The organism is Azospirillum palustre, from assembly GCF_002573965.1.
Classification (GTDB): Bacteria; Pseudomonadota; Alphaproteobacteria; order Azospirillales; family Azospirillaceae; genus Azospirillum; species Azospirillum palustre.
In genome coordinates, this window is the sequence record NZ_PDKW01000040.1 from 690,006 (window position 1) to 716,207 (window position 26,202).

A 26,202-nucleotide genomic window follows, 5' to 3' on the forward strand; every position below is an offset into this window, starting at 1 on the left:
CCTCTTCTTCTGGTGTCCGGAACCGGCTGGCGGGGCAGGGCGGGGCGGTGTCAGGCCTCGACGGCCCCCGCCCGGTCGATGTGATGAAAGACCATGACGGCGGAGAACACGCCCTCCAGCAGATGCAGCGCGGTCATCCGGTCGGCGATCCAGCCCTCGTGCGGCCCTTCGACGGTGACCACCATCTTGCCGGGCTGCTCGATGTGAAGCTCGGTGCCGGGCATGGCCGCGATGACGGCGCGCACCGCCGCCTGCCGCTCCGGCCGCACATGCAGCAGCAGCGAGGCGAGATGCCGTTCGCCCGCCGTCCCCGCTCCGGTGATGTCATCTCCGGGGATGTCAGCGCGCGGCATGGGCTGGGCTCCCAATCTTTTGAGGGGCGGTTTTGTGAGGGTCGCTCTGGCGGATGAGGGTGACGGCCCCGGACGGGCAGGCGGCGACGCAGGCGCCGCAGCCGGTGCAGGCCGCATCGTCGATCCGGGCATGGGCGGCCCCGCCCGGCGCCGGCTGGAAGCGGATCGCCCCTTCCGGGCAGGCATCCTGGCAGCTCCGGCACACCACCCGCTGCACCGCGAGGCAGGAGGGCGCTACGGCGGGGCGCAAGGCCCAGGGCGGCATCGTCCGGTCGAAGATCGGCTCGGCGCAGGCCTCGGCGCAGGCGCCGCAGAAGCTGCACTCGCCACGGGCGAAATCGACCTCGGGATAGCCGCCGTCGCCCGCCCGCAGGATCGCCTCCGGGCAGGCCTCGGCACAGGCGCCGCAGCGGATACAGAGCGATGTGAAATAATCGGGACGCGACCAGGGGGGATGGATGGGCGGCGGCCCGGCCAACGGCCGCCCGCGCAGAAGGCTCCGCCTGTCGCGGTTTACGGCCTCCCTGTCTAAGCCATCCTCGGCCATCGGGCAGCTCTCCTCAGACCGGCGGCGGACCGGGCGGGCCCAGGATCAGCTGCGACATCCACACGACGAAGCCATAGCCGCCGACCACCGCGACCGACAGAACCGGCCAGATGAACACCGCCAGCAGCAGGAACATGGCGAGCTCGCGCCGACGGGTTCCGCGATCCACCGGCGGACGCGGGCCGTCAGGACGGGAGGCATCGAAACTGCGGGCTGCGCTGGATTGTCGGGCTGCGCTCATGGAATGCGGCCTTCTGCTCGATCTCAGGCTGACAGGTCCAACCACGAATTGCCGGGATCGTTTCGCAGAAACACCTGTCCCTGAGGAGTTATGCCATCGGAGGAATAGCGCCGGGCCACCGCCTTCTTTCCCCCAATGGTTGTTGATCTGGCGCAATTCGCACGAACCTCCCCCGTCGCACTTGACCGCGGTCAAGAACTCCCCCGCCGCCAAGCGCTTTCATGCCCTCCGAGACACCAATGCAGACACCGCCGCAAGGTGGCGAAAGCCGGAGGATGGCCGTCGTGAGGTTCAGGCGCGTACAACGTTGGGTGGGATCGGCGCTCGTCGCCGTCCTGCTGCTGCTGACCGGGATCGCCACGGCTGAGGCCGCCGACAGCGGCCGGCTGCTGCCCTATCTGGCGAAGCTGCAACCCTCCGACCTCGTTCCCGGCGCCGACCGTTTCGGCCAGCCCACCCCGAACACCCCCACCGTTCCCGTCTACAAGGGCGCTGCGGTGGTGGGCCACGCCTATCTGACCTCCGACTTCGTCAACACCACCGGCTATTCCGGCCGCCCCATCGACGTGGTCGTCGGGCTGACGGCGGACGGCACGGTGACCGGCGCCCGGCTGATGGACCATCACGAGCCCATCGTGCTGATCGGCATCCCGCCGGCCCGCATCAATGGCTTCATCGACGGCTATGTCGGCAAGAACGTGCTGGCGCTCGCCACCCAGAGCGCCGCCAGCCCGCCGGTCGACATCGTATCGGGCGCCACGGTGACGGTGATGGTGATCGGCGATTCCATCATCCGCTCCGGCAAGAAGGTGATGCAAAGCCTGGGGAAGGCCGGGCCGGACACAGCACCGACCATCGTCAAGTCGGTCGACCTGTCGAAGATGGCGGTGGAGGACTGGACGACCTTGGTCGGCGACGGTTCGGTCCGCCGCCTGACCCTGACGGTGGGGGAGGTGAACGCCGCCTTCGAGAAGACCGGCAGGAGCGAAGCCATCGCCCGCGCCGAGGCCGGCAGCCCCGACGAGACCTTCATCGACCTCTACGCCGCCTTGGTGTCGATCCCGTCCATCGGCCGCTCGCTGCTGGGCGATGCCGAGTACGAGACCCTGACCCGGCGGCTGAAGCCCGGCCAGCAGGCGGTGTGGGTGGCGGGGCAGGGGCGCTATTCCTTCAAGGGATCGGGCTATGTCCGCGGCGGCATCTTCGACCGTGTCGAGATGATCCAGCATGAGGGCTCGATCCGCTTCCGCGACAAGATGCACAAGCGCCTGGGCAGCATCGCCGCCGCCGGTGCCCCCGATTTCCCGGAAATCGGCCTGTTCGTCCTGCCGGAAGGCACCGAGTTCAACCCGGCCGAGCCCTGGCGTCTCCAGCTTCTGGTCCAGCGCGCCATCGCGGCACTCGACAAGGTGTTCGTCACCTTCGATCTCGGCTACCAGCCGCCCGACAAATACCTGAAGACCGAACAGCCGGTTCCCACCGCCGCCCAGTCTCCCGACCCGTCCGCCAGCCACAGCCCGGCCATCCAGGCCGCCGGTGCCGAGGCTGCGGAGGAGGCCGCCGAGGTTCCGCTGTGGCAGCGCATCTGGCAGAACCGCCGGCTCGACGTCGCCATGCTGGCCTCCGCCATCCTGCTGCTGACCGGCATCTTCTTCTTCCAGGACCAGCTGACCAAACGCCCGAAGCTGTACGAGCGCGTCCGCACCGCCTATCTGGTCTTCACCCTGGTCTGGCTCGGCTGGTACGCCACGGCCCAGCTGTCGGTGGTCAATATCCTGACCTTCGCCAACGCGCTGCGCACCGACTTCCGCTGGGACTATTTCATGATGGACCCGCTGGTGTTCATCCTGTGGTTCTCGGTGGCGGCGTCGCTGCTGTTCTGGGGCCGGGGCGCCTTCTGCGGCTGGCTCTGCCCGTTCGGCGCGCTCCAGGAGCTGGCGTCGAAGGCGGCCAAAAGGATCGGCATCCGCCAGATCACCGTCCCCTTCGCCCTGCACCAGCGGCTGTGGCCGATCAAGTACATCGTCTTCCTGCTGTTGTTCGGCGTGTCGCTGCAATCGCTGGGCACGGCGGAGAAGGCGGCGGAGATCGAGCCGTTCAAGACCGCCATCATCCTGCATTTCATCCGCGACTGGTGGTTCGTCGCCTTCGCCGTGGCGCTGCTGGCGGCCGGGCTGGTGATCGAACGCTTCTTCTGCCGCTATCTCTGCCCGCTGGGTGCTGCACTGGCGATCCCCGGCCGGCTGCGGATGTTCGACTGGCTGCGCCGCTACAAGGAATGCGGCAGCCCGTGCCAGCGTTGCGGCAACGAATGCCCGGTGCAGGCCATCCACCCCGACGGCTCGATCAACCCCAACGAATGCATCCAGTGCCTGCACTGCCAGATGCTCTACCACCACGACCACAAATGCCCGGTCATGATCCAGAAGCGGCAGAAGCGCGAGAAGTGGCAGGCCGCCGAGGCCAAGCTGGCCGCCGAAAAAGAGGCAGCCGCCCGCAGCGCCCCGGCCCGCAGCACGGTGGCGACCGCCGACCCGGCCACCGGCCGGCTGACGATCCGGCCGCACGGATCCTGACCCTCATCCCCTCCACCCCGATAACGGGACCCGGTCGCAACGGGCCCCATGACACCCCCGCAAGCCGGGGGCAGCGAAGGAGCAGACCATGTCGAGCGAGACCAACAACAGCGCAGGCGTCAACCGCCGTGCGCTACTGGGCGGAACGGCGAAGGCGGCGGCCCTTGCCGGCCTCGGCGGTGCCGTGGGCGGAGCGACCGCCGGCGGCATCGCCGGCAGCGCCCTGTTCGGCGCCGGCGAGGCCCTGGCGGCGAACGCCCAGGCCGGCCACCTCAACGCCGAAGTGAAGCCGGGCGACCTCGACGAATATTACGCCTTCCATTCCGGCGGGCATTCCGGCGAAGTCCGCATCCTCGGCCTGCCGTCGATGCGCGAGCTGATGCGGATTCCGGTCTTCAACCGCTGCTCCGCCACCGGCTGGGGCATGACCAACGAGAGCCGGAAGATCCTGACCGAGCATATGCTGCCGGAAACGAAGAAGTTTCTGGAGACGCGCGGCGGCATCTATCTGAACGGCGACGCCCACCACCCGCACATGTCCTTCACCGACGGCACCTATGACGGCCGTTACATCTTCATCAACGACAAGGCCAACACCCGTGTCGCGCGCATCCGCTGCGACATCATGAAGACCGACACCATCATCGAGATCCCCAACGCCGCCGCCATCCACGGTCTGCGTCCGCAGCGCTACCCGCGCACCGGCTATGTCTTCGCCAACGGCGAACAGCGCGTGCCGACCCCGAACGACGGCCGCGACCTGACCGCCACCAAAGCCTACAAGTCGCACTTCACCGCCATCGACGGCGACACGATGAAGATCGCGTGGCAGGTCTGGGTCGACGGCAACCTCGACAACACCGACGCCGACTATCAGGGCAAATACGCCTTCTCCACCTGCTACGATTCCGAAGAGGGCGTCACCGCGGCGGAGATGACCAGCGGCGAGCAGGATTGGGTCGTCGTCTTCAACCTGAAGCGCATCGACGAGGCGGTGAAGGCCGGCAAGATCCAGGCGGTGAACGGCGTGCCGGTGGTCGATGGCCGCCATGGCAGCCCCTACACCCGCTACATCCCGGTGCCGGCCAACCCGCACGGCATCAATGCGGCTCCCGACGGCATCCACGTCACCGTCAACGGCAAGCTGTCGCCGACCGTCACCGTCTTCGACGTGCGCCTGCTCGACGATCTGTTCGACGACAAGATCAAGCCGCGCGACGTGGTGGTCGCCGAACCGCAGCTCGGCCTCGGCCCGCTCCACACCGCCTATGACGGCCGCGGCAACGCCTACACCACCCTGTTCCTCGACAGCCAGCTGGTGAAGTGGAACATCGACAAGGCGCGGCGGGCCTTCAAGGGCGAGAAAATCGACCCGATCGTCCAGAAGCTGGACGTCCAGTACCAGCCCGGCCACAACCACAGCTCGATGGGCGAGACCAAGGAGGCCGACGGCAAGTGGCTGGTGTCGCTGAACAAGTTCTCCAAGGACCGCTTCCTCAACGTCGGCCCGCTGAAGCCGGAGAACGACCAGCTGATCGACATCTCCGGCGACGAGATGAAGCTGGTGCATGACGGCCCCACCTTCGCCGAGCCGCACGACACGCTGATCGTCCACCGCTCCAAGGTGAACCCGCGCTCGGTCTACGACCGCAACGACCCGCTGTGGGAAGAGGCGCGCCAGCAGGCCAAGAAGGACGGCGTGGTGCTGGAGGATGACGCCAAGGTCATCCGCGACGGCAAGAAGGTCCGCGTCTACATGTGGCAGCGCGCCCCGGCCTTCGGTCTGGAGGACTTCACGGTCCGCCAAGGCGACGAGGTCACCGTCTATGTCACCAACATGGACGACATCGACGACCTGACCCACGGCTTCAGCATCACCAACTACGGCGTCTGCATGGAGGTCGGCCCGCAGGCGACCGCGTCGGTGACCTTCACCGCCGACCGGGCTGGCGTCTACTGGTACTACTGCCAGTGGTTCTGCCACGCCCTGCACATGGAGATGGCCGGCCGCATGATCGTCGAGCCGTCCTCGACCTGATCGCCTGAGTTCTCCCTCTCCCGCCCCGGGAGAGGGAAGGGGCCCATGGCATCGCCATGGGAAGGGTGAGGGGTAGTGCAAGGAACCATGCGCCGCCGGCTCCTTGGATCACCCCTCACCCTCCCGCCTGCGGCGGGTCCCTCCCTCTCCCGGGACGGGAGAGGGGATCAATCCCCACCAACGGACGCCCCATGTTCCTCCGCACCGCGACACTCCTCGCCGCCGCCCTCGCCCTGCCGGCCCCGGCGCTCGCCGCCACGGCGACGGTCGCCCCCGGCGGGCTGGAGGCGGCGCTGGCGTCCGCGGCGCCAGGAGACACGCTGGTGCTGGCTGCCGGCGTCCATCCCGGCCCGCTGACCGTCCGCACGCCGGTCACCCTGACCGGAGAGCCGGGCGCCGTCATCGACGGGCAGGGCAGCGGCAGCACGCTCACCATCCTCGCGCCCAACGTCACGCTGCGGCATCTGGAAATCCGCAATTCCGGCCTCAGCCTGATCGACCAGAATGCCGGAATCTTCCTCGGCAAGGAGGCCCGCGGCGCGGTGGTCGAACACAACCGCCTGCGCGACAATCTGATCGGCATCTACATCTGGGGTGCGGCCGACAGCCTGGTCCGCCGCAACGACATCGTCGGCCGCACCGACCTGCGGGTGTCGGAACGCGGCAACGGCATCCAGCTGTGGAACGCGCCGGGCACCCGCGTGCTCGACAACAGCGTGCGTGAGGGGCGCGACGGGCTGTTCACCACCTCGTCCCGCAAGAACGTCTTCTCCGGCAACCGGTTCGAGCATGTCCGGTTCGCCGTCCACTACATGTATACCAACGATTCCGAACTGACCGACAACGTCTCCATCGCCAACAATGTCGGCTATGCGGTGATGTTCTCCAACAACCTGCTGATCCGCAACAACCGCTCCAGGGCGGACCGCGAACACGGGCTGATGCTGAACAACGCCAACAGCTCGCGCATCGAGGGCAACGTGATCGAAGGCCGTTTCGCCGGTGCGCTGTCCGACGCCGGCGAGGCGCTGCCCGACAGCGACATCCCGCGCGACAGCGAGGCGATGAGCGACCGGCTGCGCAGCGGCACCTGGAAATGCGTCTTCATCTACAACGCCAACAAGAACCGCTTCACCGGCAACCGCTTCGACGGCTGCGAGATCGGCGTCCATTTCACCGCCGGGTCGGAGCGCAACAGCCTGACCGGCAACGCCTTCATCGGCAACCGCACCCAGGTCAAATATGTCGGCACCCGCTATCTCGACTGGTCGGAGAATGGGCGCGGCAACTACTGGTCGGACAATGCCGCCTTCGACCTGAACGGCGACGGCATCTCCGACGAGCCCTATCGCCCCAACGACGTGGTCGACCGGGTGATGTGGGAGTACCCGGCGGCCAAGCTGCTGATGAACAGCCCCGGCGTCCAGGTGATCCGCTGGGCACAGAAGCAGTTCCCGGCCCTGCACCCCGGCGGCGTGATCGACAGCGCGCCTTTGATGACGCCGCCTCCCATGCCGACCCCGCCACAGACTGCCGAAAGGAACCAGCCATGACCGACTTCACCGCAGAGGTGCAGGGCGTCACCAAGCGCTACGGCGAGACCGAGGCGGTGCGCGGCGTGGACCTGACGCTGGCGCCCGGCGAATGCGTGGCGATGGTCGGCCACAACGGCGCCGGCAAAAGCTCGCTGATCAAGCTGATGCTCGGCCTGACCACCCCGACGGAGGGCCGCATCCGCGTGCTGGGCGGCGACCCGGCCAGCGCCGCCTGTTCCCCCATCCGCCGCCGGATCGGCTTCCTGCCGGAGAATGTCGCCTTCCATCCCAGCATGACCGGGCGGGAGACGTTGGACTTCTACGCCCGGCTGAAGGGCGCGCCCTGCCGCGACAACGACGCGCTGTTCGAAAAGGTCGGGCTGGAGCCCGCCGCCATCCGACGCCGCGTCTCGACCTACTCCAAGGGCATGCGCCAGCGCCTGGCCCTGGCCCAGGCCCTGCTCGGCGGCCCAAAGCTGCTGTTCCTCGACGAGCCGACCACCGGCCTCGACCCGGCCCTGCGCCAGAGCTTCTACGCCATCGTGGCGGAGCTGCGCGACCGCGGCACCACCATCCTGCTGTGCAGCCACGCCCTGACCGAGCTGGAAGGGCAGGCCGACCGCGTGGTGGTGATGAACCGCGGCCGCAAGGTCGCCGACGGCTCGCTCGCCACCCTGCGCAGCCTCGCGCAGCTGCCGGTGCGCATCCGCCTGACCCTGCCGACCGGCGAGATCGACACGCTGGCGGCCCGGGTGGGGGAGGGCGCCGCCCTGACCCGTCTGGCCGGCGGCGTGGTCGAGCTGGCCTGCGCCAACGACGACAAGGTCGGTCTGGTCCGCCGCATCGCCTGCGACGGCTCCGCCGCCAACATCGCCGACATCGAGATCGTCCAGCCCAGCCTGGACGAGATGTACGCCCATTTCCTGCGCCGGGAGGCCGCCGAATGAACACGCTCCTGATCATCGCCGGCAAGGAACTGCGCGAGGCAACGCGCAACCGCTGGGTCGTCGCCACCACCCTGCTGATGGCGGCGCTGGCCCTGACGCTCAGCTTCCTCGGCTCGGTCCCCACCGGCACGGTCGGCGTCGGCCCGGTGGAGGTCACCATCGTCAGCCTGTCGAGCCTGACCATCTTCCTCCTTCCCCTGATCGCCTTGCTGCTGTCCTTCGACGCGGTGGTGGGGGAGATCGACCGCGGCACCATGACCCTGCTGCTGTCCTACCCGGTGGCGCGCTGGCAGCTTCTGCTCGGCAAGTTCCTCGGCCATGCCGCGGTGATCGCGCTGGCGACGGTGGTCGGCTACGGCGCCGCCGGGGTGGCGCTCGCCATGGGCGGCACCGCCATCGGGACCGACAGCTGGCGCGCCTTCGCCGCGATGATCGGCTCCAGCGTGATGCTGGGCGCCGCCTTCACCGCACTCGGCTATCTCGCCTCCACCATCGTCCGCGACCGCGGCACGGCGGCCGGCATCGCGGTGGCGGTGTGGCTGGGATTCGTCCTGCTCTACGACATGGCGCTGCTCGGCATCCTCGCCAGCGGCAGCGGCCTGGGGGTGGAGACGCTGAACTGGCTGCTGCTCGCCAACCCGGCCGACGCCTACCGCCTGTTCAACCTGACCGGCTTCAAGGGCGTCAGCGCATTCGCCGGCACCGCCGGCCTCGCCGCCCATGTCCAGCTTTCGGTCCCGCTGCTGCTGGCGGTGATGGCCGGCTGGATCGCCGCCCCGCTGGCGCTGGCCGCCGCCCTCTTTTCGAGGAAGCAGATCTGATGCGCACCCTTCCCATCCTGCGGACCGCCCTTCTCGCCGCCGCCCTGCTGGCACCGCTCGCCGCCTGCAAGCAGGAAAAGGCGGAGGTCGCCCCGCCGCCGCCCGCCATCCTGACCGCCGACGCCATCGGCCATTACTGCGGCATGAATCTCGCCGACCATTCCGGCCCCAAGGGCCAGATCCTGGTGAAGGGGCAGGAGCGGCCGATCTGGCTGTCCTCCGTCCGCGACACCTTCGCTTTCACCATGCTGCCGGAGGAGCCGAAGGAGATCGGCGCCATCTACGTCACCGACGTCGCCAAGGCCAAGGACCCCGCCGCCCCCGACATGACGGCCTGGGTGGAGGCGCGCAAGGCGTGGTACGTGCTGGGCAGCCGCTTGCGCGGCGGCATGGGCGAGACGGAACCCTATCCCTTCTCCGACAAGGCCGCCGCCGAGCGCTTCGCCGCGGCCAACGGCGGCACGGTCCTGCGCTTCGCCGACGTGCATGAGGACCAGATCCTCACCCCGCCCGCCGCCACCATGGCCGAGGGAGAGCAGTGATGCTGAACCGACGCCGTTTCCTCGCCATCGGCGCCGTCGCCGCCGGCCTGTCGCTTCTGCCGCACCGCCTGCTGCGGGCGGACGGGGTTCCCGTCCGGGTCTGGCGCGGCGTGGCGCTCGGCGCCGACGCCAGCCTGTCCATCGCCCACCCCGACCCGGCCGAGGCCGACCGCCTGATCGCGCTGAGCCTGGAGGAGGTGGAGCGGCTGGAGCGCGTCTTCAGCCTCTACCGCCCCGACTCCGCGCTGCGCCGCCTGAATCGCGACGGCCGGCTGGACGACCCGCCCGCCGACCTCGTCCGCCTGCTGTCGGAGGCCGCCGCCTTCGGCCGCGCCACCGGCGGCGCCTTCGATCCCACGGTGCAGCCCCTGTGGCAGCTCTATGCCGGCCATTTCGAGCGCGCGAACGCCGACCCCGCCGGCCCGCCGGAGAGTGCCGTGCGCGCCGCCCGTGCGCTGGTCGATGTCCGCGCCCTGCGGGTGGAGCCCGACCGCATCGCCTTCGCCGCCGGGGGCATGGCGGTGACGCTGAACGGCATCGCCCAGGGCTATGTCACCGACCGCGTGACCGAGCGGCTGAAAGCGCAAGGCATCGGCAACGTCCTCGTCGACATGGGCGAGTTGCGGGCGCTGGGCCATCACCCCTCGGGCCGCCCCTGGACCGTCGGCCTCGCCGATCCCAAGAATGCGGAGCACAGCACGGAGACCGTCGACTTGACCGACGGCGCGATGGCGACCTCGGGCGGCTACGGCACGCAGTTCGACGCCGCCGGCCGCTTCACCCACCTGTTCGACCCGGCGAACGGGGCCTGCGCCGCCCAATGGCTGGCGGTCACCGTGCAGGCACCGGACGCCACGACGGCCGACGCCCTGTCGACCGCCCTGTCGGTGGTGCCGGCGGAGCGGGCTCCGGCCATCCTGGCCGCATATCCCGGCGTCACCGCCCGCTTCACCCACCCCGACGGCCGCATCCTGCGGCTGCCCGCCTGAAGGACGGGGACGAGGCCGTGACAGTCCCCTCTCCCCCCCGGGGAGAGGGTTAGGGTGAGGGGGGAGCGTCGCAGGGTTTCCACGAAGGTCCCACCACGCATCCCCCTCACCCCCGACTGGAGAACCCCTCACGCCACCCGCCGCGCCCCCGCGGTGTCGTGGTAGAAGCCGTTGACCAGCGGCGCGTCGATCAGCCCGCCCAGCTCGGCGGCGGCCTCCGCCCCGTCGCGCCGCCCGTCCAGCACCGCCCGGAACGCCTCGGCGACCCGCACCATGTCCATCGCCTGCGGCGACAGGCGGAAGCGGTCCACCCCCATCGCCACCAGCGCCGGCATCTCCGCCGCCAGGCACAGGCAGCCGTGCGACATCGTCTGCGTGCCGTTGACGGTCAGGAAGGGCTGGCCGTCCATCGTCGTCACCGGCATGCCGTCCGGGTCGTTGCCGCAGACGAACTGGCAGCCGTCCTTGTGCAGCCCATGGGCGCGCGCGTGATAGCAGCGGGCCGAGATGGCGAGCGGCGCCCGTCCCCAGACCTGCACCTCGGTCTCGATCCCCAGCTCCCGCCCGGCCTTCGCCAGCACGGCGACGGTGGCCGCCGGCAGTTCCGCCGGCAGCGACACCGCCACCGCGCCGCGCCCGGCCATCCAGCCCAGCGTCGCCTCGTTGTAGACGTTGATCGTCGGCCCGACCGCATGGGGCCGCCCGGCCAGCAGGGCCAGCGCCCCCATGTCGTTCGCCTCGATAAGGCCGCCTTCCGGCAACCCGGCATCCGACCCCACCAGATCGCGCATCGCCGACCGCTCGCGCTCGCTGCCGACCAGGATCGGGCTGGCGAGCCACACCGTCTTGCCGGCGGCGCTCAGCCGTTCGATCACCTCGCCCATCGCCTCGGCGAAGAAGGGCGCCCGCTTGAAGCAGACGATCTCGCCGACGATCACGGTGTCCACCGGCGCCTCGTCGGCGATGCGGGCGTAGAAGTCGCGCCAGCGGTCGACCGGCCAGTTGAACAGCACCGGCCCCAAAGTGAGTGACGCAGTCATTCCGAAAAACCCCTTATCGCCACGCGCGGGTGTAAGCGCCGGTGGTCTGGGTCCCGCCCTCGACCATCGCCTGCAAATCGATGTGCGGCACCGGCCGGCCGGCGGCGAAGGTTTCCAGCGCCTCGCGATAGGCGCGGACCACCGCGGCGATATAGGCCTTGCCGCGCTGCCGCCCCTCGATCTTCAGCGCCCGCACGCCGGCCGCCTTCAGCTCCGGCAGCAAATCCATGGCATTCAGGCTGGTCGGCTCCTCGAACAGGTAGGCCGGCCCGTCGCCAGCGACAAAGCGGCCCTTGCACAGCGTCGGATAGCCGGCCTGCTCGCCCTCGCCGAACACATTGATGGTGAAGCCGCCCAGCGTCGAGGCCAGCGCACCGCCCCGCTGCTCGTAGCGGACATGGTTGGCCGGCGAACAGACGCCCTGCTTGTTGGGCGACAGGCCGGTGGCGTAGGAGGACAGCGAACAACGCCCCTCCGCCATCGGGCAGAGGCCGCCGAAGACGAACACCTCGGTCTCGATGTCGATCTCGGCGTTCAGCCTGGCGATTTCCGGCACCGTCAGCACGCGCGGCAACACGACCCGGCGCACGCCGAAGGCCTCGCGGTACAGCCGGATCGCCTCGACATTGGCGGCCGACGCCTGGACCGACAGATGCAGCCGCAGGTCGGGATGGCGCTTCGCGGCATAGGCCAGCAGCCCCGGATCGGCCATGATGACGGCATCCACCTTCAGCCGCGCCGCATCGTCCACCGCCTTCTGCCAGGGGCCGAGATTGCCCGCCTGCGGATAGGTGTTGATGGCGACATAGACCTCGACGCGGCGCGCATGGGCGTAATCCACCGCGTCGGCGACATCCTGCCGGGTGAAGTTCAGGCCCGGAAAATTGCGGGCGTTGGTCTCGTCGCGGAAGCCGAGATAGACGGCATCGGCCCCGGCATCGACGGCGGCGCGCAAGGCGGCCGGCGTCCCCGCCGGGCAGATCAGCTCGAAATTGTCCATGATCCCCTACGCCCCCGTTCCCGGCAACGTCCTGGGCGGAGTGCCCGCCGTCCCGGCGAGCCGTGCCTCCAGCCGCTCGATCCCGCGGCGCAGCGGCGGCGGCAGCAGCCAGCGCGCCGCGTCGATCCGGTCCAGCACCGGCCCGGCATTGCGCCGCAGCACCGGCAGGGCGCGGGCCAGCGGCCCGGCGATGGAGGCGGCATCGGCCACCAGATCCATCTCGTCCTCGCCGTCCAGCGTGTTGCGCAATGCCAGGATCAGCGCGGTGTCGCCGGAAATGCTCAGCTCGCGCCGGAAGAACAGCGCATCGCCGTCGATCCGCCCCTCCAGCAGGTCGAGCAGCTTGTCATAAGGCCCCCTGACTACGGCATCGGCCCCCGCCTCGCCCACACCGTCGGCGCCGCGCGGCAGGGCATGCAGCGACAGCTCGGGCCCGACGCGCATCAGCAGGGCGACCGGCGCGTCCACCGGCTCGATCAGCACGCGGGCGTCCGGCATCTCGCGCAGGGCCTCGAAGGCGCGCGGATGACGGTCGGCCAGCAGCCGCAGCAGCCGGGCGAGCAGCGCATCGCTGGCCCGCCGCCCCAGCCTGGGCACCAGCCCCAGCCCGGCCCGGCTCAATCCGGTCTCGAACCGGCGGGCACGCTCGCCGGCGGGGGAATGGGAAACGGAAACAGTCTGTGCGGCATCGGGATCGCGCATGGGCGGCTTCCCTCCTCATCGGTCATTCCGCCGCCCATGAAAGCCGGTAACCGCCTGACGTCATTGACCTCGGTCAAGTTCAAGCTAGAAAAAGCCCTTGGCGTCAGGCCGCGCTCGCCGGCACAGGAGCGGCCGCCCAAGGTCGTACAGCCGGCGCTCCTCCCGGCCGATGCGGTGTTTCAGCGCAGCGACCCGAAGGACCGCCGGGGCCTGCCGGGGCCTGCCGGGCATCCGCCACGCCTTCCATGGCTGTATGAATCTCAAGGGTGCATTGCATGCACATCTGTTGACATTGTAGGCGTCATCGGCGCATACAGTCTCATATTGTATGCATGAATTGCTTGGATTTCCCTCCGGGGACCAGGCGATGTCATCCGAACAGGAGTGGCCGCTTCTTCGCCACAGCCACGCCGACCCCGCCGCCTGCGCTTCCGCCCGCAGACAAGGACCCGCGCCCGACCCGACTGCCGTCGGTTTCCCCTGACGAGACACGGCGTCGTATCCTGGAGACGTTCACAATGTACGACTGGTTCCCTCTGGTCTTCTTCCCGTTCAAGATCATCGTGTTGGGCACGGGAATGTTCTTCGCCATCAAGTGGCATCACGACCGGGCGAAGGAAGAACAGGCGAAGAAGGACAACGAAGCCGGCAGGCGGTAAGCGCCCGCCGAGGCTGCCGGCCGCCGCTCGATCCGCGCTTCGAAACAGGCCGGGCTGTGGCCCCCCTCACAGCAGCGGAAGCCGGATGCGTCCAGGATCGCCCCATCGCCGCCGACCGTCCCCGGTCGATTGAACGGCACCGAGATGTCAGCCCTTTCGGACGGAGCGATCCCATGACCATCCTCTGCATCAGCGCCGCCACGTCGATCCTGAGCCTGGGCCTGCTGGCCGGGTTCGACCTCTGCATCGCTCCGCCGCCGAAAGCCGCCGGGGCAAGGGCCGCTGCATCCGCCCGCCGGCGGTCCGGCGAGGACATGATGGGCTGAAAGGGCGTGCGTCGAAGGCGATGGGACACTGTCCCTATTCGTTTCTGATCACCCTGCGGACGGCCTTGGTGATATCGGGGCGGCTCTTGCTCCTGACCCAGTTTCCGGCCTCGGTGCAGTCGTACCTGATGGCCTTCGCACGGACCTGGATGGCATGAGGAGCATTGACATCCACATCCACGGTTCTTCCCGTCTTTTTGTCCAGCACGGGCATCGTCATTTTTGTATTGCTGACGATCACCTTCATCTCTATCGCATGCACATACAGCTTCGCCAGTTCCGCCCGTTTATCCTTCTCCGTGACGGCCCGCGAAATGGCCTTCTCGACCTCGGATTTGTCGATATTGAAGAACTGGTTGGAAATAATCAGAAGCTCTTTCACCTTCAGCTCTACCGCACTGTGCCTCTTGTTCGTCGTTGCAGTAAGAGGCGTCAGGTTTTCGCTCACCCCCGGTCCACCCATGTTGTCGTTCAACAGATGGCCGGCGATCCACTTGACCTTCGGATGGTCTCTTCTCAAAGCGGTGATGCAGCGCGGGGCGTTTCTCTGTGGCCTGCTGCCGTAGTTGGAAGACGCAATGGCGCCGGGCCCCATGATCACATGCACGGATGTGCCACCGCCGCCGCCCGCCAGCTCCCTGCCCCATTTCGGGGCCATGAAATAGATTGGAACGGATGGAATCTGTACTCTGGCCATCGGAGACCCTCATTCTCGTGACTGACGGGTGAGCGCCCAGGCGGCGTCGCGTCGATTGACGAGGGCAATTCTAATCATACTTGCTTTTATAAGTTAATACTCGCGTCAAGGTTATCGAAAACAACCAATGCGTTTGCCGGCGTGGTCGGTTACGGCAGTTCGTCCGGGGAAAGGTCAGCGAACCGTCTCCAAACCGTCTTTGCGAAAAATATCCTCAAAAGAATAATTTCCTATAATCTTTCCGCGAATGCCTCCCTCAGTCGCGGAGTCCCGCCATGCCCCTCGATCCCCGCAGCTTCACCGCCGACAATTTCCCCCGCTGGGCCGAAGAGCCGCCGACCCCTGCCGAAGGCGCGCTGGTTCCCGGTTCGCAGTTCCATGAGGAGCAATGGATCATGGCCGCCGGCATGCTGGCGCGCGGCAACAGCTTCCTCCAGGTCTCGCGCGCCATGGGGTGCAGCCGCACCACGCTGTGGCGGGCCTATTACGGCTCCAAGGATTTTCGTCACAGGGTCTGGTGGGAGCGGCAGGCGCTGAACCGCGAGGCCGAACTGCGGCTGTCCTCGCTGCGGGTGCTGGTGGCCGAGCAGATCGAGCGGCTGGTCACGTCAGGGGATCCCGCCACCGTGCGCTGGCTGGCCGAGCGGCTCGGCCTCATCCCCGGTCTCGGGACCGCCCGCGCCGCCTCGCGGGACATGATGGAAGAGCCGCGGGCGCCCCGCCCGGACGACCCACCCGCCGTCATCGTCCCCGAACTGGATGACGACGACATCCCCGGCGCCCTGCGCGAGCGCCATCCGCCCAGCCCGAAGCTGGTCGCCGCCGTGCTGGCCCAGCCGGAGGCGGCGGGGCCGAAGGGCGTCTTCCCCTATACGCTCAACCGGTATGAGGAGTATCCCAACCTCAACCCCGGCCCGGTCGGCCGCCGCGCCGCCGGTGCCTTCGGCCCGCGGTAGAGGGGGGCGATGGAACATCCGCCGGAAAACGTTCCACGCCGTTCCATGCTTGCGGTCCATGCCTGTCTCTTCAGCCGCACATGCCGCCGCAGCAGGACCCGTTGCGCCGGGCCAGCAGCCGCTCATAGGCGATGCCGACCACGCCGGCCGGCGGGATCACGCCCTGCAACAGCGCCAGCACGTCCCCCTCCGGCGTTCCGGGCGGGACATCCGTCACCTCGCAGACCGAGCCGCCGCTGCCGTCCGGACCCAGCCGCGCATCGCCGGCCACCACCGTCACGTCACCGTTGCGGTCGATGCTGACGCGCAGGCTGGCCGCCGCCGCCCCCTCGGGCCGGGAAATGCGGACCTGCCAGACCTCGGGGCCCTGTTGCAGATACTCCCAGGAGAAGCTGGCGCCGAACAGGCTGAGCAGCTGGTGGTGCAGCGGGCGCGGGTCATGGTCGTTGACCAGCGAGAAACCGTCGCCGGGCGTCAGATCCTGCACCGACGCGAAGATCAGCTGGTGGCGCTGGTAGGGCGGGATGGCGCGGAGATCGAGAACCGGTTCGGCCTGGGCGGCGGGCGCGGTGGGCGCAATGGGGGAGGTCATGGTCGGCATCGTCGTCCGTCTGGTCTGTGGGGGAGCGGCAGGATCGCCATGTCCCCCTGTAGCCCGGATCGCCGCCCCCTTCTTTGCTCCAGCACAAACCCCGGAACGGGTCGGGCGCTCAGCCGGTCCGGCACCCGCTCGCCGTCACTCCCGCTCGGCGAGCGGCGGCACGAGAGGCAGATCCTCGGCGATGGCGACCAGCGCGTGGGGCTTGCGGATCACCACCTGCTGCCGGCCGCTCTCGACGATGCCCTGGCTTTCCCAGGCCGACAGGGTGCGGCTGACGGTGTGCAGCGTCGTGCCGGTCATCTCCGCCATATCCTGCCTGGACAGCGGGAAGTCGATCTCCACCCCGGCCTCCACCTGCCGCCCGGCGTGGCGCACCAGCCGCAGCAGGGCGTGGGCGATGCGGCGCTCCACCCGCTCCGTCGCCACCTCGCGCAGGCGGTTCTGCACTTCGCGCAGCCGCCCGCCGACGATCGACAGCGCGTTGCGGGCGATGGCAGGATGGCGGTCCATCAGCTCGGTCATCGCGGCGGCCGGCCAGGACAGCTCGACGCAATCGGCCACCGCGACGGCATCGGCCGGATAGAATCCGTCGGTGAAGATCGCCAGCGTGCCGAACATCTCGCCGGGGCCGATGAAGCGCATCACCACCTGCTGCCCGTCGGGGCCGGTCTGCACGATCTTCACCCGCCCGTCGATCAGCGCATGGCCGGCCGCCGCCGCTTCCCCCTGGCTGAAGACGGCGGTGCCGCGGACATGCAGCCGGGGCCGCGCCATCGCAACCGCCTCCCCCAGCGCATCGCCATCCAGCCCGGCGAACAGCGGCATGCCGCGCAGTATGGCGGGATCGGGGGGCGGGGGCATGGCGGTCGTCCTGGCGCGCTGGGCGGGATCGGGGGCGTGAAGGGCATCCATTCGTGCACGACTTTGTTGCGGCTCAAAGCGCGAAATCCGGCATGCCGCCAGAATGGCCGCAGCATCCCAGCGAAGGTCCCCGCCATGCCCACCCCCATCCCCAGCGCTGCCACCGGCGCCGTCACCAGCGCCCACCGGCCGATGTACCCGGCGGCGGCGCTCTATGCGGCGCTCGCCGTCCCGCTGTGGCTGGCGCAGGTCGGCGGCCTGCTGCCGGCGGGCTGGTCGCCGGCCGTTCATGCGCACGAGATGACGCTGGGCTATGCGCTGGCGGTGGTCGGCGGCTTCCTGATGACCCGGCTGTCGCGTCCGATGGTGGCGGCGGCCCTCCTGTCCTGGCTCGCCGGCCGGCTGGCCCTGCTGCTGGCGCTGCCGCCGCTGCTGGCCCTGCCGCTCTCTTTCGCCTATCCGCTGCTGCTGTTCGTCGTCGCCGGCCTGCCCTTCCTGCGCACCAGCCGCAGCGGCCACAACGCGGTGTTCGGCCCGCTGATCGGTGCCTTCCTCGGTGCCGAGGCGCTGTTCTGGACCGGGGAGCTGGGCCTTGTCCCCGGCAACGGCCGGCCCGTCGGCCTGCTGCTGATCGCCACGCTTCTGCTCACCATGGGCGGGCGCGTCATCCCCGCCGCCACCGCCGGGGCCCTGCGCCGCCAGGGCGTCACCCTCGCGCACCGGGTCCAGCCGAGGCTGGAGGCGATGGGCATCGCCGGGGCCGCCCTCTGCCTGCTGTCGGCCGCCACCGGCCTGCTGCCCCTCATCGGTGCCGCCGGGGCCGCGATGGCCGGGACGAGCGCGCTGCTGCGGCTCGCCCGCTGGAAGCCCCATCTGCTGCTGCGCCGGCCGGAGATCGCCAGCCTGCATCTGGGCTATCTCTGCCTCGGCGCCGGCTGGCTGCTGACCGCGGGCACGGCGCTGCTCGATCTGCCGCCCACCGCCGGCTGGCACATGCTGGGGGTCGGCGCGCTCGGCATCCTCGCCAGCACCATGACGATCCGCACCACCCTGCAACGCGAGGCGGAGCCGGAGCGTTTCCCGCCCGCCGCCAGCGTCGCCGTCGCGCTGATCGCCCTGGCGGCGATTCTGCGCGTGGCGGCCGTCTGCTGGCCGTCGATGACGCTGCTGACCGCCGCGGCGGTAGCCTGGACGCTCGGCCAGTTGCTGACGGCAGGGGTGTTGCTCACCCGGCCGCGGCGCTCACGCCGACGGCAGGACGCGTTGCAGGAAATCCAGGCCGAGCTGCGCACCGGCGGCGGTGATGGTGTGGGGAACGCCGCGCAGCAGATGCTCCTCCACCGCAAAGCCGGCGGAGCGGAAATGAGCGGCGGCGGCCTGCACCACGGCGGGCGGCATGATGCTGTCCGCCGCACCGCCGACCATCAGAACCGACGGTCGCCGTCCCCACCCGTCCGGTGTCGCAACCGGCGCCGCGATGCGGCCGGCGAAGGCGACGACCGCGCCGCAGCGCTCCGGATCGGTCATGGCGAGATGCAGCGCCATGATGCTGCCCTGGCTGAAGCCGACCAGCGCCACATCGGCGGCGGCGACGCCTGCCCGCTGCCGTTCGGCCTCGATCAGCTCAGCCAGCGCCGGCAGGGCGGCGGCGACGCGGGCGGGGCGGTTCTCCTCCGTCACGCCGGCGATGCTGAACCATTGATGCCCATTGCCCATGTCGAAGGGCTGCGGCGCGTCGGGTGCCACGAAGGCGGTGCCGGGCAGCGCCCCCCGCCAGGACTGGGCCAGCGGCATCAGGTCGGCGCCCGACGACCCGACGCCGTGCAGCAGGATGACCAGCCGCCGCGCCGCCGCCCCGGAGGCCGGGGCCAGACGCAGGATACCCTTGGAACCGTCTACGGTGCTGCTCATCGAAGCCACCCTTCCTGCCGTTGCCGTGTCACGCCCGCTGCCGGATGCCCTTGCCCGGCAGCCGGTCGCGGTCGTGGCTGCGCTCGAAATCCAGCGCCGGCCCCTTCGGCACGATCAGCGTCGGGTTGATCGCCGGGTTGGTGTAGTAGCCCGCCTTGATGTGGTCGATCTTCACCGTGTCGCGGATGCCCGGCCACTGGTACAGCTCGCGCAGATAGGCCGACAGGTTCGGATAATCCTCGATCCGCCGCAGGTTGCACTTGAAGGCGCCGTGATAGGCGGCGTCGAAGCGCACCAGCGTCACGAACAGGCGCCAGTCGGCCTCGGTCAGATGCTCCCCCGCCAGATAGCGGCTGGCCGACAGCCGCTCCTCCAGCCGGTCGAGCGTGGCGAACAGCGCGTCGAACGCCTCGTCGTAGCTGGCCTGCGACTTGGCGAAGCCGCAGCGGTACACGCCATTGTTGACGGTCGTGTAGACCAGCTCGTTCCAGCGGTCGATTTCCGGCCGCAGCGGCTCGGGATAGAGGTCCAGCCGGTTGCCGGTCAGCCCATCGAAGGCGCCGTTCAGGATGCGGATGATGTCCGCCGACTCGTTGTTGACGATGCGGCCTTCCTGCCGGTCCCATAGAACCGGCACCGACACCTTGCCGGTGTAGGTCGGGTCGCTCGCCGTATAGAGGCTGTAATGGTGGCGGAAGCGGCCGACGCGCGGACCGCCGTCCTGCTCCTCGCCATAGACCCAGCCATCCTCGCCCAGCACCGGCTCGGCGGCGGACATGCCGATCACCCCGTCCAGCCCCTTCAGCGCGCGGACGATCAGCGTGCGCGAGGCCCAGGGGCACAGATAGGAGACGTAGAGGTGATAGCGCCCGGCCATTGCCGGCAGGGTGGGGCGACCTTCGGAATCCGGCGCGCCGCCCGGCGTGATCCAGTCGCGGAAGCGGGTCGGCTCGCGGTGGAAGGCGCCGCCCTTGATCTCGCTGGCTGCGATGTCGCCCTTTTCCCAAACACCGTTCACAAGCTGCGGCATCGCGGTTCCTCCCGTTCATCCTGCACATATGCGAAGGGGCCGGCGAACCGGCCCCTCCTGCTCTGCAACAGTCGAAGACTGCCGGCGATCAGGACTTGACCGCTTCGACCTCGATCAGCAGCTGGATGTCGTCACCGATGGCCGGGGCGCCGTACTTCATGCCGAACTCGGTGCGCTTGACCGTGCCGCGGGCGGAGAAGCCGGCGGTCTCCAGCTTGCTGGCCGGGCTGACGCCATCCTTGTTGAAGGTGACGTCCAGCACGACCGGCTTGGTCACGCCCAGCATGGTCAGGTCGCCATGCAGCTTGCCGGTCTTGTCGCCGGTCTTCTCGATCTTCGTGCTCTTGAAGGTCATCTTCGGGAACTCCTTCGCATTGAAGAAGTCCGGCGACCGCAGGTGCTCGTCACGCTTGGCGTGGTTGGTGTCGACGCTGGTGGTGTCGATGGTGACGGTGACCGTGCTCTTCTCGACAGCGTCCTTGTCGAAGCTGACGTCGCCGCCGACCGTGTTGAATCGGCCGATCACGTTGGAGAAGCCGACATGGTTGACGATGAAGGCGACGGCCGTGTGCGCCGGGTCGATCTTGTAGGTGACCGGGGCGGCGAAGGCGGGGGAAACGGCGCCGACGGCGGTCGCGGCGAACAGGGCGGCGGCAAACAGGGTCTTCTTCATGAACGGAACTCCGGAAAACAGGATTGACTGATTGGGAAGGGGGATCAGTAGGGCGACGCTTCGCCGCCGCTCAGCGCGAAGGCCGCGCCGATGGCGACCAGCGCCGGAAGGACCGCGACCACCGTGACGGCGGCCGACGAGGCGGCGCGGCCGATCAGCCCGTCGCCCTGGGGGAGAAAGCGGCGGACATGGCCGGCGAACAATGCCGGCAGCGCCAGCAGCAGCACCGCGGCCTGGGTCTGGGTGAACAGGGCCAGCACGGCGGCCAGCAGGACGGCGATGCCGGTGGCGACCCGGCCCGACAGGCCCCAGCCATGGCGCTCCACCGGCCAGTTCCACAGCAGGAACCCGCCGGCCGACGCCGCCAACGCCAGCGCCATCTGAGCGATGGAGGCCGAGGAGCCGATCAGCGCGGTGCCGCCGACGGCCAGCGCCAGCGCCAGCAGCGTGGAAGCGGGTGCCATCGGGCTTTCGACCCCATGCGCCTGCGAACCGCGGGCAAAAGCGACCCACGCCGCCGTGCCGAGCAGGACGACGAGGCTGACGATCGCCGCCGCCGAGTCCAGCGCGGGCAGGGCGATCCACAGCAGCGACGCCGCCAGCCAGACCGCCAGCACCGCCGAAGCGATCCGGCCGCGGATCCCCGCCACGTCGGCGACCGCGCCGATCAGCAGCCCGGCGGCGGACGCCCAGAACAGCTTGCCCATGCTCGACGGCGGCGGCAGGGCCGGCAGGCCGATCACCATCGCGAAGACGACCAGGAAGCCGGCGGCGATGCCGGCCGCCGCCAGCGGGCGGCGCAGCAGGTGCAGCGCGCCGACCAGGATCAGGCCGACCAGCAGCGGCAGCACGCTGGATTGGACGAAGGGGTCTTGAAGCAGCTCGGACATGGGAGGAAGCCGGGTCTCGATAAGGTGGCGCAGGTTGCGCTTGGCCGGGACCCTAACCTGTGCTCTGGTAAGCGCAAATTCGGGAGTTTTGCAAAAAGCATCTGCAGGAATGAGCGGGAATAAATGCTAGGTAGCAGCAATTGGGATGATTTTCGCTATCTGCTGGCAGTGGCGCGGCATGGGTCGCTGTCGGCGGCGGCGCGTGTCCTCGGGGTGAACCACAGCACGGTCCTGCGCCGGGTGACGGCGCTGGAGCAGGCGATGGGCGCCCGCCTGTTCGACAAGCTGCCCGGCGGCTATGTGCTGACCGCGGCGGGCGACGAGATGCAGCGGGTGGCGCAGAAGATGGAGGAGGATCTGGCCGCCGCCAACCGCCTGCTGTCCGGCCGCGACACCCGGATCAGCGGCAGCCTGCGCGTGACCACCGTCGACATCCTGACGCTCTACGTCCTGCCGCGCCACATCGCCGCCTTCCGCCGCCGCCACCCCGACCTGCGGGTCGATCTGGTGGCGGCGGAGGCCTCGCTCAGCCTGACCCGGCGCGAGGCCGACGTGGCGATCCGCGCCACCACCAGCCCGCCGGAGAATCTGGTCGGCCGCGCGGTGTCCGGCCTCGCCTTCGCCGTCTATGGCGGTGCGGCCTATCTGGAAGAGGCGGGCACCGGCGGCGATCTCGACCGCCACCCCTGGGTCGGGCTGGACGAGTCCTTCGACCACACCAACCTCGCCGACTGGATGAAGCGGACGGTCCCGGCGGGCTCGGTCCGCTACCGGGTCAATTCGGTGGCGGGGTCGGTGGAGGCGGTGCGGGCCGGCATCGGGCTTGGCCTGCTGCCCTGCGGCGTGGTCGACCGCGACCCCGCCTTCCGCCGCATCGGCGACCCGGTGCCGGAGGCCGACGCCAAGCTCTGGCTGCTGACCCACGAGGATCTGCGCCACATGGGCCGCGTCCGCGCCTTCCTCGACTTCATGGCCGACGCCCTGACCCGCGACCGCGACCTGCTGGAAGGGCGCTGCCCGCTCCCCCTCTCCCCCCCGATATCCCCCTCACCCTAACCCTCTCCCCGGGGGGGAGAGGGGATTCTCCCGGTGTCACGTCCACGGGGTATCTGCATCCGTGCCGGCTGCCCCCGCCGCCGGGTGGACCATGTAAACTGCGGATCGTCGACGATCAGGTGCCGGTGGTCCGACAGCCGGTTGCGCTCCAGCCAGCCGACCGTCGCCTCCAGCTCCGACAGCGTCATTTCGGAGCGCGCCTTCTTCATCAGCCGCTTCAACACGGCGTTGTAGATGTGGTAGCCGGTCGGCCCCTCGGCGACGAGGTTGTTGTCCTCGTCCTCGATCACCTGGGCCGCGACCAGCTGGCCGATGCGCTGGCGCAGGTGATGCTCCGCCGCGCTCGGCGTCAGCGGCAACTCGCCCGGATCACGCGACTGCGCCCCGAAATCCGGTCCCGGCGCCACCACGGCGAAGCTCAGCGCCGTGGCGTTGGATTCCAGCGGGATGATCTCCGGCTCCCGCTCCGCCGACCGCTCGAAGGGAAGCTCCTGCTGCGGCCGGCGGGTCTTCACCATGGCGCGGGTGCCCTGCTGGGTCTCCACCATGGTGCGGAACTGCTCGAACAGCGCGTCGGAGGGGTGGTAGATCAGCGCCCGCTGCCGGTCGTAGGGGCCGCCATGCGGGTCCACCCGCGTCGCCCGCGCAATCGCCTGCTCCAGCCAGGGGCGGGAGCGGATGTGCGTCAGGCAGGCGACATGGGTGATCGACGGTGCGTCCAGCCCCTCGTACGCCATGGCGACGGACACCAGCACCGCCGGCTCCGGGCGCAGGCGGAAGGCTGCCACCACCTCCTGCGCATCGCGGCATTCGGAAATGGCGAGCCGCGCCATGCGCCCCGCCTGCGCCTTCGGCATCCAGCCTTGCAGCGTCTCAAGATAGAAGCGCGCCGTCCCCTGGTCGGGGGCGATCACCAGCAGCTTGCCCAGCCCCGCATCGTCGCGGCCCGCCGGCAGCTTCATCTCCGCCCGCCGCTTCGCCCGATGCTCCCGGCAGGAGCGGTAGGCCTCGCGCAGCATCGCCTGGGCGAAGCCGGTGCGCAGTGCGGTGAACAGGGCGTCGCGCGTGTTCTCCCCTGCCTTCGACAGGGACTCGACCCAGCGGTTGGTCCGCTCCGCATCCAGCCAGGAGGCCGTCCCGTCCATCGCCCCGAAGGTCACCGGCAGGATCGCCTTCTCCGCCAGCGCCTGCCGCCGCGAATATCCCACCACCGCCCAGCCCGGCGCCTTGAAATCGACCTCCCGCACCTTCCGCGTCCCCTGCGGCGCGCGGTAGGGCAGCCACAGGATCGGCCGGCCATCGGCGCGCTCCAGCGTCCCGCTCATCAGCAGACGGGCCGACGCATTCTCCAACAGCGGCAGGATCGACCGGCTCCAGGCGGTTTCCTCCTCCACCGCCGCCATGCGGTCGGTGTCGAACACCGCCGGCAGATGGTGCAGCTCATCCACCGCCAGCAGGTAGCGGTGGCGGCGGAACTCCTGCAGATGCAGGTCCGGCGCGGCGGCCACCGCCTGATAGGTGGTGACGTAGCCCTGCAAACCGCGGCAGAGGTCGCGCCCGTTCTCCGCGGCGCGCAGGGCAAGGCTGTGTCCCAACACCTCGCGCCAGCGCGGATCGACGAAGGCCTCCTCCGCCTGCTGGCGCAGGCTGTCGCGCGGCACGATCCAGCAGACCCGGTCGATCCGCCCGGCCTTGTGCAGCGCCGCCGCCATGATCACCGGCAGCAGCGATTTCCCCCCGCCGGGCGTCACCGCCGCCAGAACGTCGCGAACCTCCGTCTGCTGTTGGCCGATGGCGTCGGCGATGGCGCTGACCAGTTGCTGATGGGTTCTCAGCTGCGGCATTCCACCCTGCTGGCTGTGGCACGAGGGAGGAGCAAGCCTAAAGTGCCGGGAGTCCCCCGGTCTTGAGCGCAATCGTAGGTAACAAGCCGCAGGGGGAGTACTGCCGCCACCGGCCGGGGAGGGCGCTTCGCGTCGCCTAAACCTTATGAGCAGCTCGCCCTGCGGCAGTCTGATGTACGCACCTGAATTTCCGCATGCGCGAACTGGCCCATCACTGCACCCCCCGCCAAATGGCAGAGCTTGAGCCTGACCTCAAGATTTGAGTTGCGCACCTCAAATCGCAGGAATATGTTCGCGGCATGAACAATCATTCCAGCGACGGACCCCTGACCCTGCGCGACGTGGCGGCTGCGGCCGGCGTCAGCCTTGCGACCGCCGACCGGGTGGTCAATGGGCGGCCCGGCGTCAGCGACAAGACCGCGCGCAAGGTGCAGGACGCGGTGCAGCGGCTGGGCTTCCGCCCGCTGGCGGCGGCGGCGGAGCTGGCGCGGGCACGCTCCTGGCGCTTTGCCGTGATCCTGCCCGGCGGCGGCAACCGCTTCATGATGGACATCGCCGACACCATCCGCGCCCAGGCCGACTGGTTCCGCGCCCGCCGCATCGGGGTGGAGATCGTCGAGGCCGACGTGTTCGACGCCGACACGCTGGCGGAGCAGCTGGCCGCCCTGCCGGGCCGCTTCGACGGGGTGGCGCTGGTGGCGCTCGACCATCCGCGCATCCGCGCCGCCATCGACGATCTGGTCGAGGGCGGCATGGCGGTGGTGACGCTGGTGTCGGACGCCCCGTCGTCGCGGCGCCAGCATTATGTCGGCATCGACAACATCGCCGCCGGCCGCACCGCCGGATCGCTGGTCGGCCGCTTCCTCGGCCCGCCCCGAAATGGGGAAACAGGAGGCGCCATAGGCATCGTCACCGGCTCGGGCAGCCTGCGCGACCATGCCGAACGGCGCTTCGGCTTCGGGCAGGTGCTGGCGGAGGAATATCCCCACCTGACCTGCCTGACCCCGGTGGAAGGCCGCGACGATCCCGACCGCAACCGCGATCTGGTCCGCCGCATGCTGACCGACACGCCCGATCTGGTGGCGATCTACAACACCGGCGAGGGCTCGGTCGGCATCGGCGAGGCGTTGGCCGAGGCCGGGCTCGTCCGCAAGATCCTCTGCGTCGGGCACGAGCTGACGCCGGCCACCCGCCGCATGCTGCTGGACGGCAGCTTCGCCGCCCTGGTCGCCCAGGATCCGGGGCACGAGGTGCGCTCGATGGGCAGGGTGCTCCACGCTCTGGTCACCGGCCAGGAGATCGTCGCGGCGCAGGAACACATCAGGGTCCAGGTCATCCTGCGCGACAACCTGCCCTGACGGGCATCG

At 69.5% G+C, this 26,202-nt stretch carries 26 protein-coding genes and 1 pseudogene; 13 read left to right on the plus strand and 14 right to left on the minus strand.

The annotated features are described in order from the left end of the window. Window positions 1-50: 50 nt before the first annotated feature. Genes CRT60_RS12945 through napE form a run of 3 tightly spaced genes read right to left on the minus strand, consistent with a single transcriptional unit; the run spans window position 51 to window position 1,141 of the window. Window positions 51-353 carry a chaperone NapD gene (locus CRT60_RS12945; RefSeq protein ID WP_244592458.1) on the minus strand — a complete coding sequence of 101 codons (303 nt, stop codon included), beginning with the start codon at window positions 351-353 and terminating at the stop codon, window positions 51-53. Then, a complete protein-coding gene (napF, locus tag CRT60_RS12950; RefSeq protein WP_098736799.1) occupies window positions 340-900 on the minus strand; it encodes a ferredoxin-type protein NapF in 561 nt (186 codons plus the stop codon). The genes CRT60_RS12945 and napF overlap by 14 nt, the downstream gene beginning before the upstream one ends. Window positions 901-913: 13 nt before the next feature. Next, the gene (gene napE, locus CRT60_RS12955; protein WP_098736800.1) at window positions 914-1,141 is read right to left on the minus strand and encodes a periplasmic nitrate reductase, NapE protein; all 228 of its coding nucleotides are present in this window, start codon (window positions 1,139-1,141) and stop codon (window positions 914-916) included. A gap of 275 nt (window positions 1,142-1,416) precedes the next feature. Here napE and CRT60_RS12960 point away from each other — a divergent pair, with 275 nt between their 5' ends. From CRT60_RS12960 to CRT60_RS12990, 7 genes are all read left to right on the plus strand, one after another. Next, window positions 1,417-3,717, plus strand: coding sequence for a NosR/NirI family protein (locus CRT60_RS12960; protein WP_098736801.1), 2,301 nt, complete (start codon window positions 1,417-1,419; stop codon window positions 3,715-3,717). An 88-nt stretch (window positions 3,718-3,805) separates the two neighbouring features. After that, window positions 3,806-5,755, plus strand: a complete 1,950-nt coding sequence (nosZ, locus tag CRT60_RS12965; RefSeq protein ID WP_098736802.1) for a TAT-dependent nitrous-oxide reductase — start codon at window positions 3,806-3,808, stop codon at window positions 5,753-5,755. 191 nt (window positions 5,756-5,946) lie between these two features. Continuing rightward, window positions 5,947-7,308 carry a nitrous oxide reductase family maturation protein NosD gene (locus tag CRT60_RS12970; RefSeq protein ID WP_098736803.1) on the plus strand — a complete coding sequence of 454 codons (1,362 nt, stop codon included), beginning with the start codon at window positions 5,947-5,949 and terminating at the stop codon, window positions 7,306-7,308. Next, window positions 7,305-8,237, plus strand: a complete 933-nt coding sequence (locus CRT60_RS12975) for an ABC transporter ATP-binding protein (RefSeq protein WP_098736804.1) — start codon at window positions 7,305-7,307, stop codon at window positions 8,235-8,237. The genes CRT60_RS12970 and CRT60_RS12975 overlap by 4 nt, the downstream gene beginning before the upstream one ends. Beyond that, a complete protein-coding gene (locus CRT60_RS12980; protein ID WP_098736805.1) occupies window positions 8,234-9,058 on the plus strand; it encodes an ABC transporter permease in 825 nt (274 codons plus the stop codon). The genes CRT60_RS12975 and CRT60_RS12980 overlap by 4 nt, the downstream gene beginning before the upstream one ends. Then, on the plus strand, window positions 9,058-9,600 hold the full coding sequence (locus CRT60_RS12985) for a nitrous oxide reductase accessory protein NosL (protein ID WP_098736806.1): 543 nt from the start codon (window positions 9,058-9,060) through the stop codon (window positions 9,598-9,600). Before CRT60_RS12980 ends, CRT60_RS12985 begins: the two co-directional genes overlap by 1 nt. Next, on the plus strand, window positions 9,600-10,589 hold the full coding sequence (locus tag CRT60_RS12990; protein WP_098736807.1) for an FAD:protein FMN transferase: 990 nt from the start codon (window positions 9,600-9,602) through the stop codon (window positions 10,587-10,589). The genes CRT60_RS12985 and CRT60_RS12990 overlap by 1 nt, the downstream gene beginning before the upstream one ends. Before the next feature lie 128 nt (window positions 10,590-10,717). Here CRT60_RS12990 and ubiV read toward each other — a convergent pair whose 3' ends face one another. The 3 genes from ubiV to ubiT are packed head-to-tail and all read right to left on the minus strand — an operon-like array spanning window position 10,718 to window position 13,331. Continuing rightward, window positions 10,718-11,629: a ubiquinone anaerobic biosynthesis protein UbiV gene (gene ubiV / locus CRT60_RS12995; RefSeq protein ID WP_098736808.1), complete on the minus strand. Its 912-nt coding sequence runs from the start codon at window positions 11,627-11,629 to the stop codon at window positions 10,718-10,720. A gap of 13 nt (window positions 11,630-11,642) precedes the next feature. Continuing rightward, window positions 11,643-12,629, minus strand: a complete 987-nt coding sequence (gene ubiU, locus CRT60_RS13000; RefSeq protein WP_098736809.1) for a ubiquinone anaerobic biosynthesis protein UbiU — start codon at window positions 12,627-12,629, stop codon at window positions 11,643-11,645. A gap of 6 nt (window positions 12,630-12,635) precedes the next feature. After that, complete coding sequence (ubiT, locus tag CRT60_RS13005) at window positions 12,636-13,331, minus strand: ubiquinone anaerobic biosynthesis accessory factor UbiT (protein ID WP_098736810.1); 696 nt, start codon at window positions 13,329-13,331, stop codon at window positions 12,636-12,638. Between the two features lie 518 nt (window positions 13,332-13,849). Between ubiT and CRT60_RS36450 the strand changes: the two genes are divergently transcribed. Both CRT60_RS36450 and CRT60_RS36185 read left to right on the plus strand, forming a co-directional pair. After that, complete coding sequence (locus tag CRT60_RS36450) at window positions 13,850-13,990, plus strand: hypothetical protein (protein ID WP_167421690.1); 141 nt, start codon at window positions 13,850-13,852, stop codon at window positions 13,988-13,990. 173 nt (window positions 13,991-14,163) lie between these two features. Next, on the plus strand, window positions 14,164-14,316 hold the full coding sequence (locus tag CRT60_RS36185) for a hypothetical protein (protein ID WP_161958042.1): 153 nt from the start codon (window positions 14,164-14,166) through the stop codon (window positions 14,314-14,316). A gap of 34 nt (window positions 14,317-14,350) precedes the next feature. Here the strand turns inward: CRT60_RS36185 and CRT60_RS13010 are convergent, their stop codons facing one another. Continuing rightward, complete coding sequence (locus CRT60_RS13010) at window positions 14,351-15,013, minus strand: hypothetical protein (protein WP_098736811.1); 663 nt, start codon at window positions 15,011-15,013, stop codon at window positions 14,351-14,353. Between the two features lie 275 nt (window positions 15,014-15,288). Between CRT60_RS13010 and CRT60_RS13015 the strand changes: the two genes are divergently transcribed. Then, the gene (locus CRT60_RS13015) at window positions 15,289-15,969 is read left to right on the plus strand and encodes a hypothetical protein (protein WP_098736812.1); all 681 of its coding nucleotides are present in this window, start codon (window positions 15,289-15,291) and stop codon (window positions 15,967-15,969) included. A 70-nt stretch (window positions 15,970-16,039) separates the two neighbouring features. Here CRT60_RS13015 and CRT60_RS13020 read toward each other — a convergent pair whose 3' ends face one another. Further along, window positions 16,040-16,561 (minus strand): DUF2249 domain-containing protein, encoded by a 522-nt coding sequence (locus CRT60_RS13020; protein WP_098737022.1) that lies wholly within the window; start codon window positions 16,559-16,561, stop codon window positions 16,040-16,042. Between the two features lie 144 nt (window positions 16,562-16,705). Further along, window positions 16,706-17,431 (minus strand): Crp/Fnr family transcriptional regulator, encoded by a 726-nt coding sequence (locus CRT60_RS13025; protein WP_098737023.1) that lies wholly within the window; start codon window positions 17,429-17,431, stop codon window positions 16,706-16,708. Window positions 17,432-17,566: 135 nt separating this feature from the next. On the opposite strand from CRT60_RS13025, the pseudogene CRT60_RS13030 reads away from it, so the two are divergent. Beyond that, a pseudogene (locus CRT60_RS13030) lies at window positions 17,567-18,634 on the plus strand (NnrS family protein); the annotation flags it as partial. Window positions 18,635-18,673: 39 nt separating this feature from the next. Here the strand turns inward: CRT60_RS13030 and CRT60_RS13035 are convergent. From CRT60_RS13035 to CRT60_RS13050, 4 genes are all read right to left on the minus strand, one after another. After that, window positions 18,674-19,342 carry an alpha/beta hydrolase gene (locus CRT60_RS13035; protein ID WP_098737024.1) on the minus strand — a complete coding sequence of 223 codons (669 nt, stop codon included), beginning with the start codon at window positions 19,340-19,342 and terminating at the stop codon, window positions 18,674-18,676. 28 nt (window positions 19,343-19,370) lie between these two features. Next, window positions 19,371-20,372, minus strand: coding sequence for a glutathione S-transferase family protein (locus CRT60_RS13040; RefSeq protein ID WP_098736813.1), 1,002 nt, complete (start codon window positions 20,370-20,372; stop codon window positions 19,371-19,373). 88 nt (window positions 20,373-20,460) lie between these two features. Beyond that, window positions 20,461-21,045 carry a YceI family protein gene (locus CRT60_RS13045; RefSeq protein WP_098736814.1) on the minus strand — a complete coding sequence of 195 codons (585 nt, stop codon included), beginning with the start codon at window positions 21,043-21,045 and terminating at the stop codon, window positions 20,461-20,463. A 44-nt stretch (window positions 21,046-21,089) separates the two neighbouring features. Then, window positions 21,090-21,935 (minus strand): hypothetical protein, encoded by an 846-nt coding sequence (locus tag CRT60_RS13050; protein WP_098736815.1) that lies wholly within the window; start codon window positions 21,933-21,935, stop codon window positions 21,090-21,092. Window positions 21,936-22,058: 123 nt separating this feature from the next. On the opposite strand from CRT60_RS13050, the gene CRT60_RS13055 reads away from it, so the two are divergent. Next, on the plus strand, window positions 22,059-22,991 hold the full coding sequence (locus CRT60_RS13055; RefSeq protein ID WP_098736816.1) for a LysR family transcriptional regulator: 933 nt from the start codon (window positions 22,059-22,061) through the stop codon (window positions 22,989-22,991). On the opposite strand, the gene CRT60_RS13060 is transcribed toward CRT60_RS13055, so the two are convergent. Further along, the gene (locus CRT60_RS13060) at window positions 22,988-24,835 is read right to left on the minus strand and encodes a DEAD/DEAH box helicase (protein WP_244592459.1); all 1,848 of its coding nucleotides are present in this window, start codon (window positions 24,833-24,835) and stop codon (window positions 22,988-22,990) included. The genes CRT60_RS13055 and CRT60_RS13060 overlap by 4 nt on opposite strands. Window positions 24,836-25,134: 299 nt before the next feature. Between CRT60_RS13060 and CRT60_RS13065 the strand changes: the two genes are divergently transcribed. After that, window positions 25,135-26,193, plus strand: coding sequence for a LacI family DNA-binding transcriptional regulator (locus tag CRT60_RS13065; protein WP_098736817.1), 1,059 nt, complete (start codon window positions 25,135-25,137; stop codon window positions 26,191-26,193). Window positions 26,194-26,202: the final 9 nt, after the last annotated feature.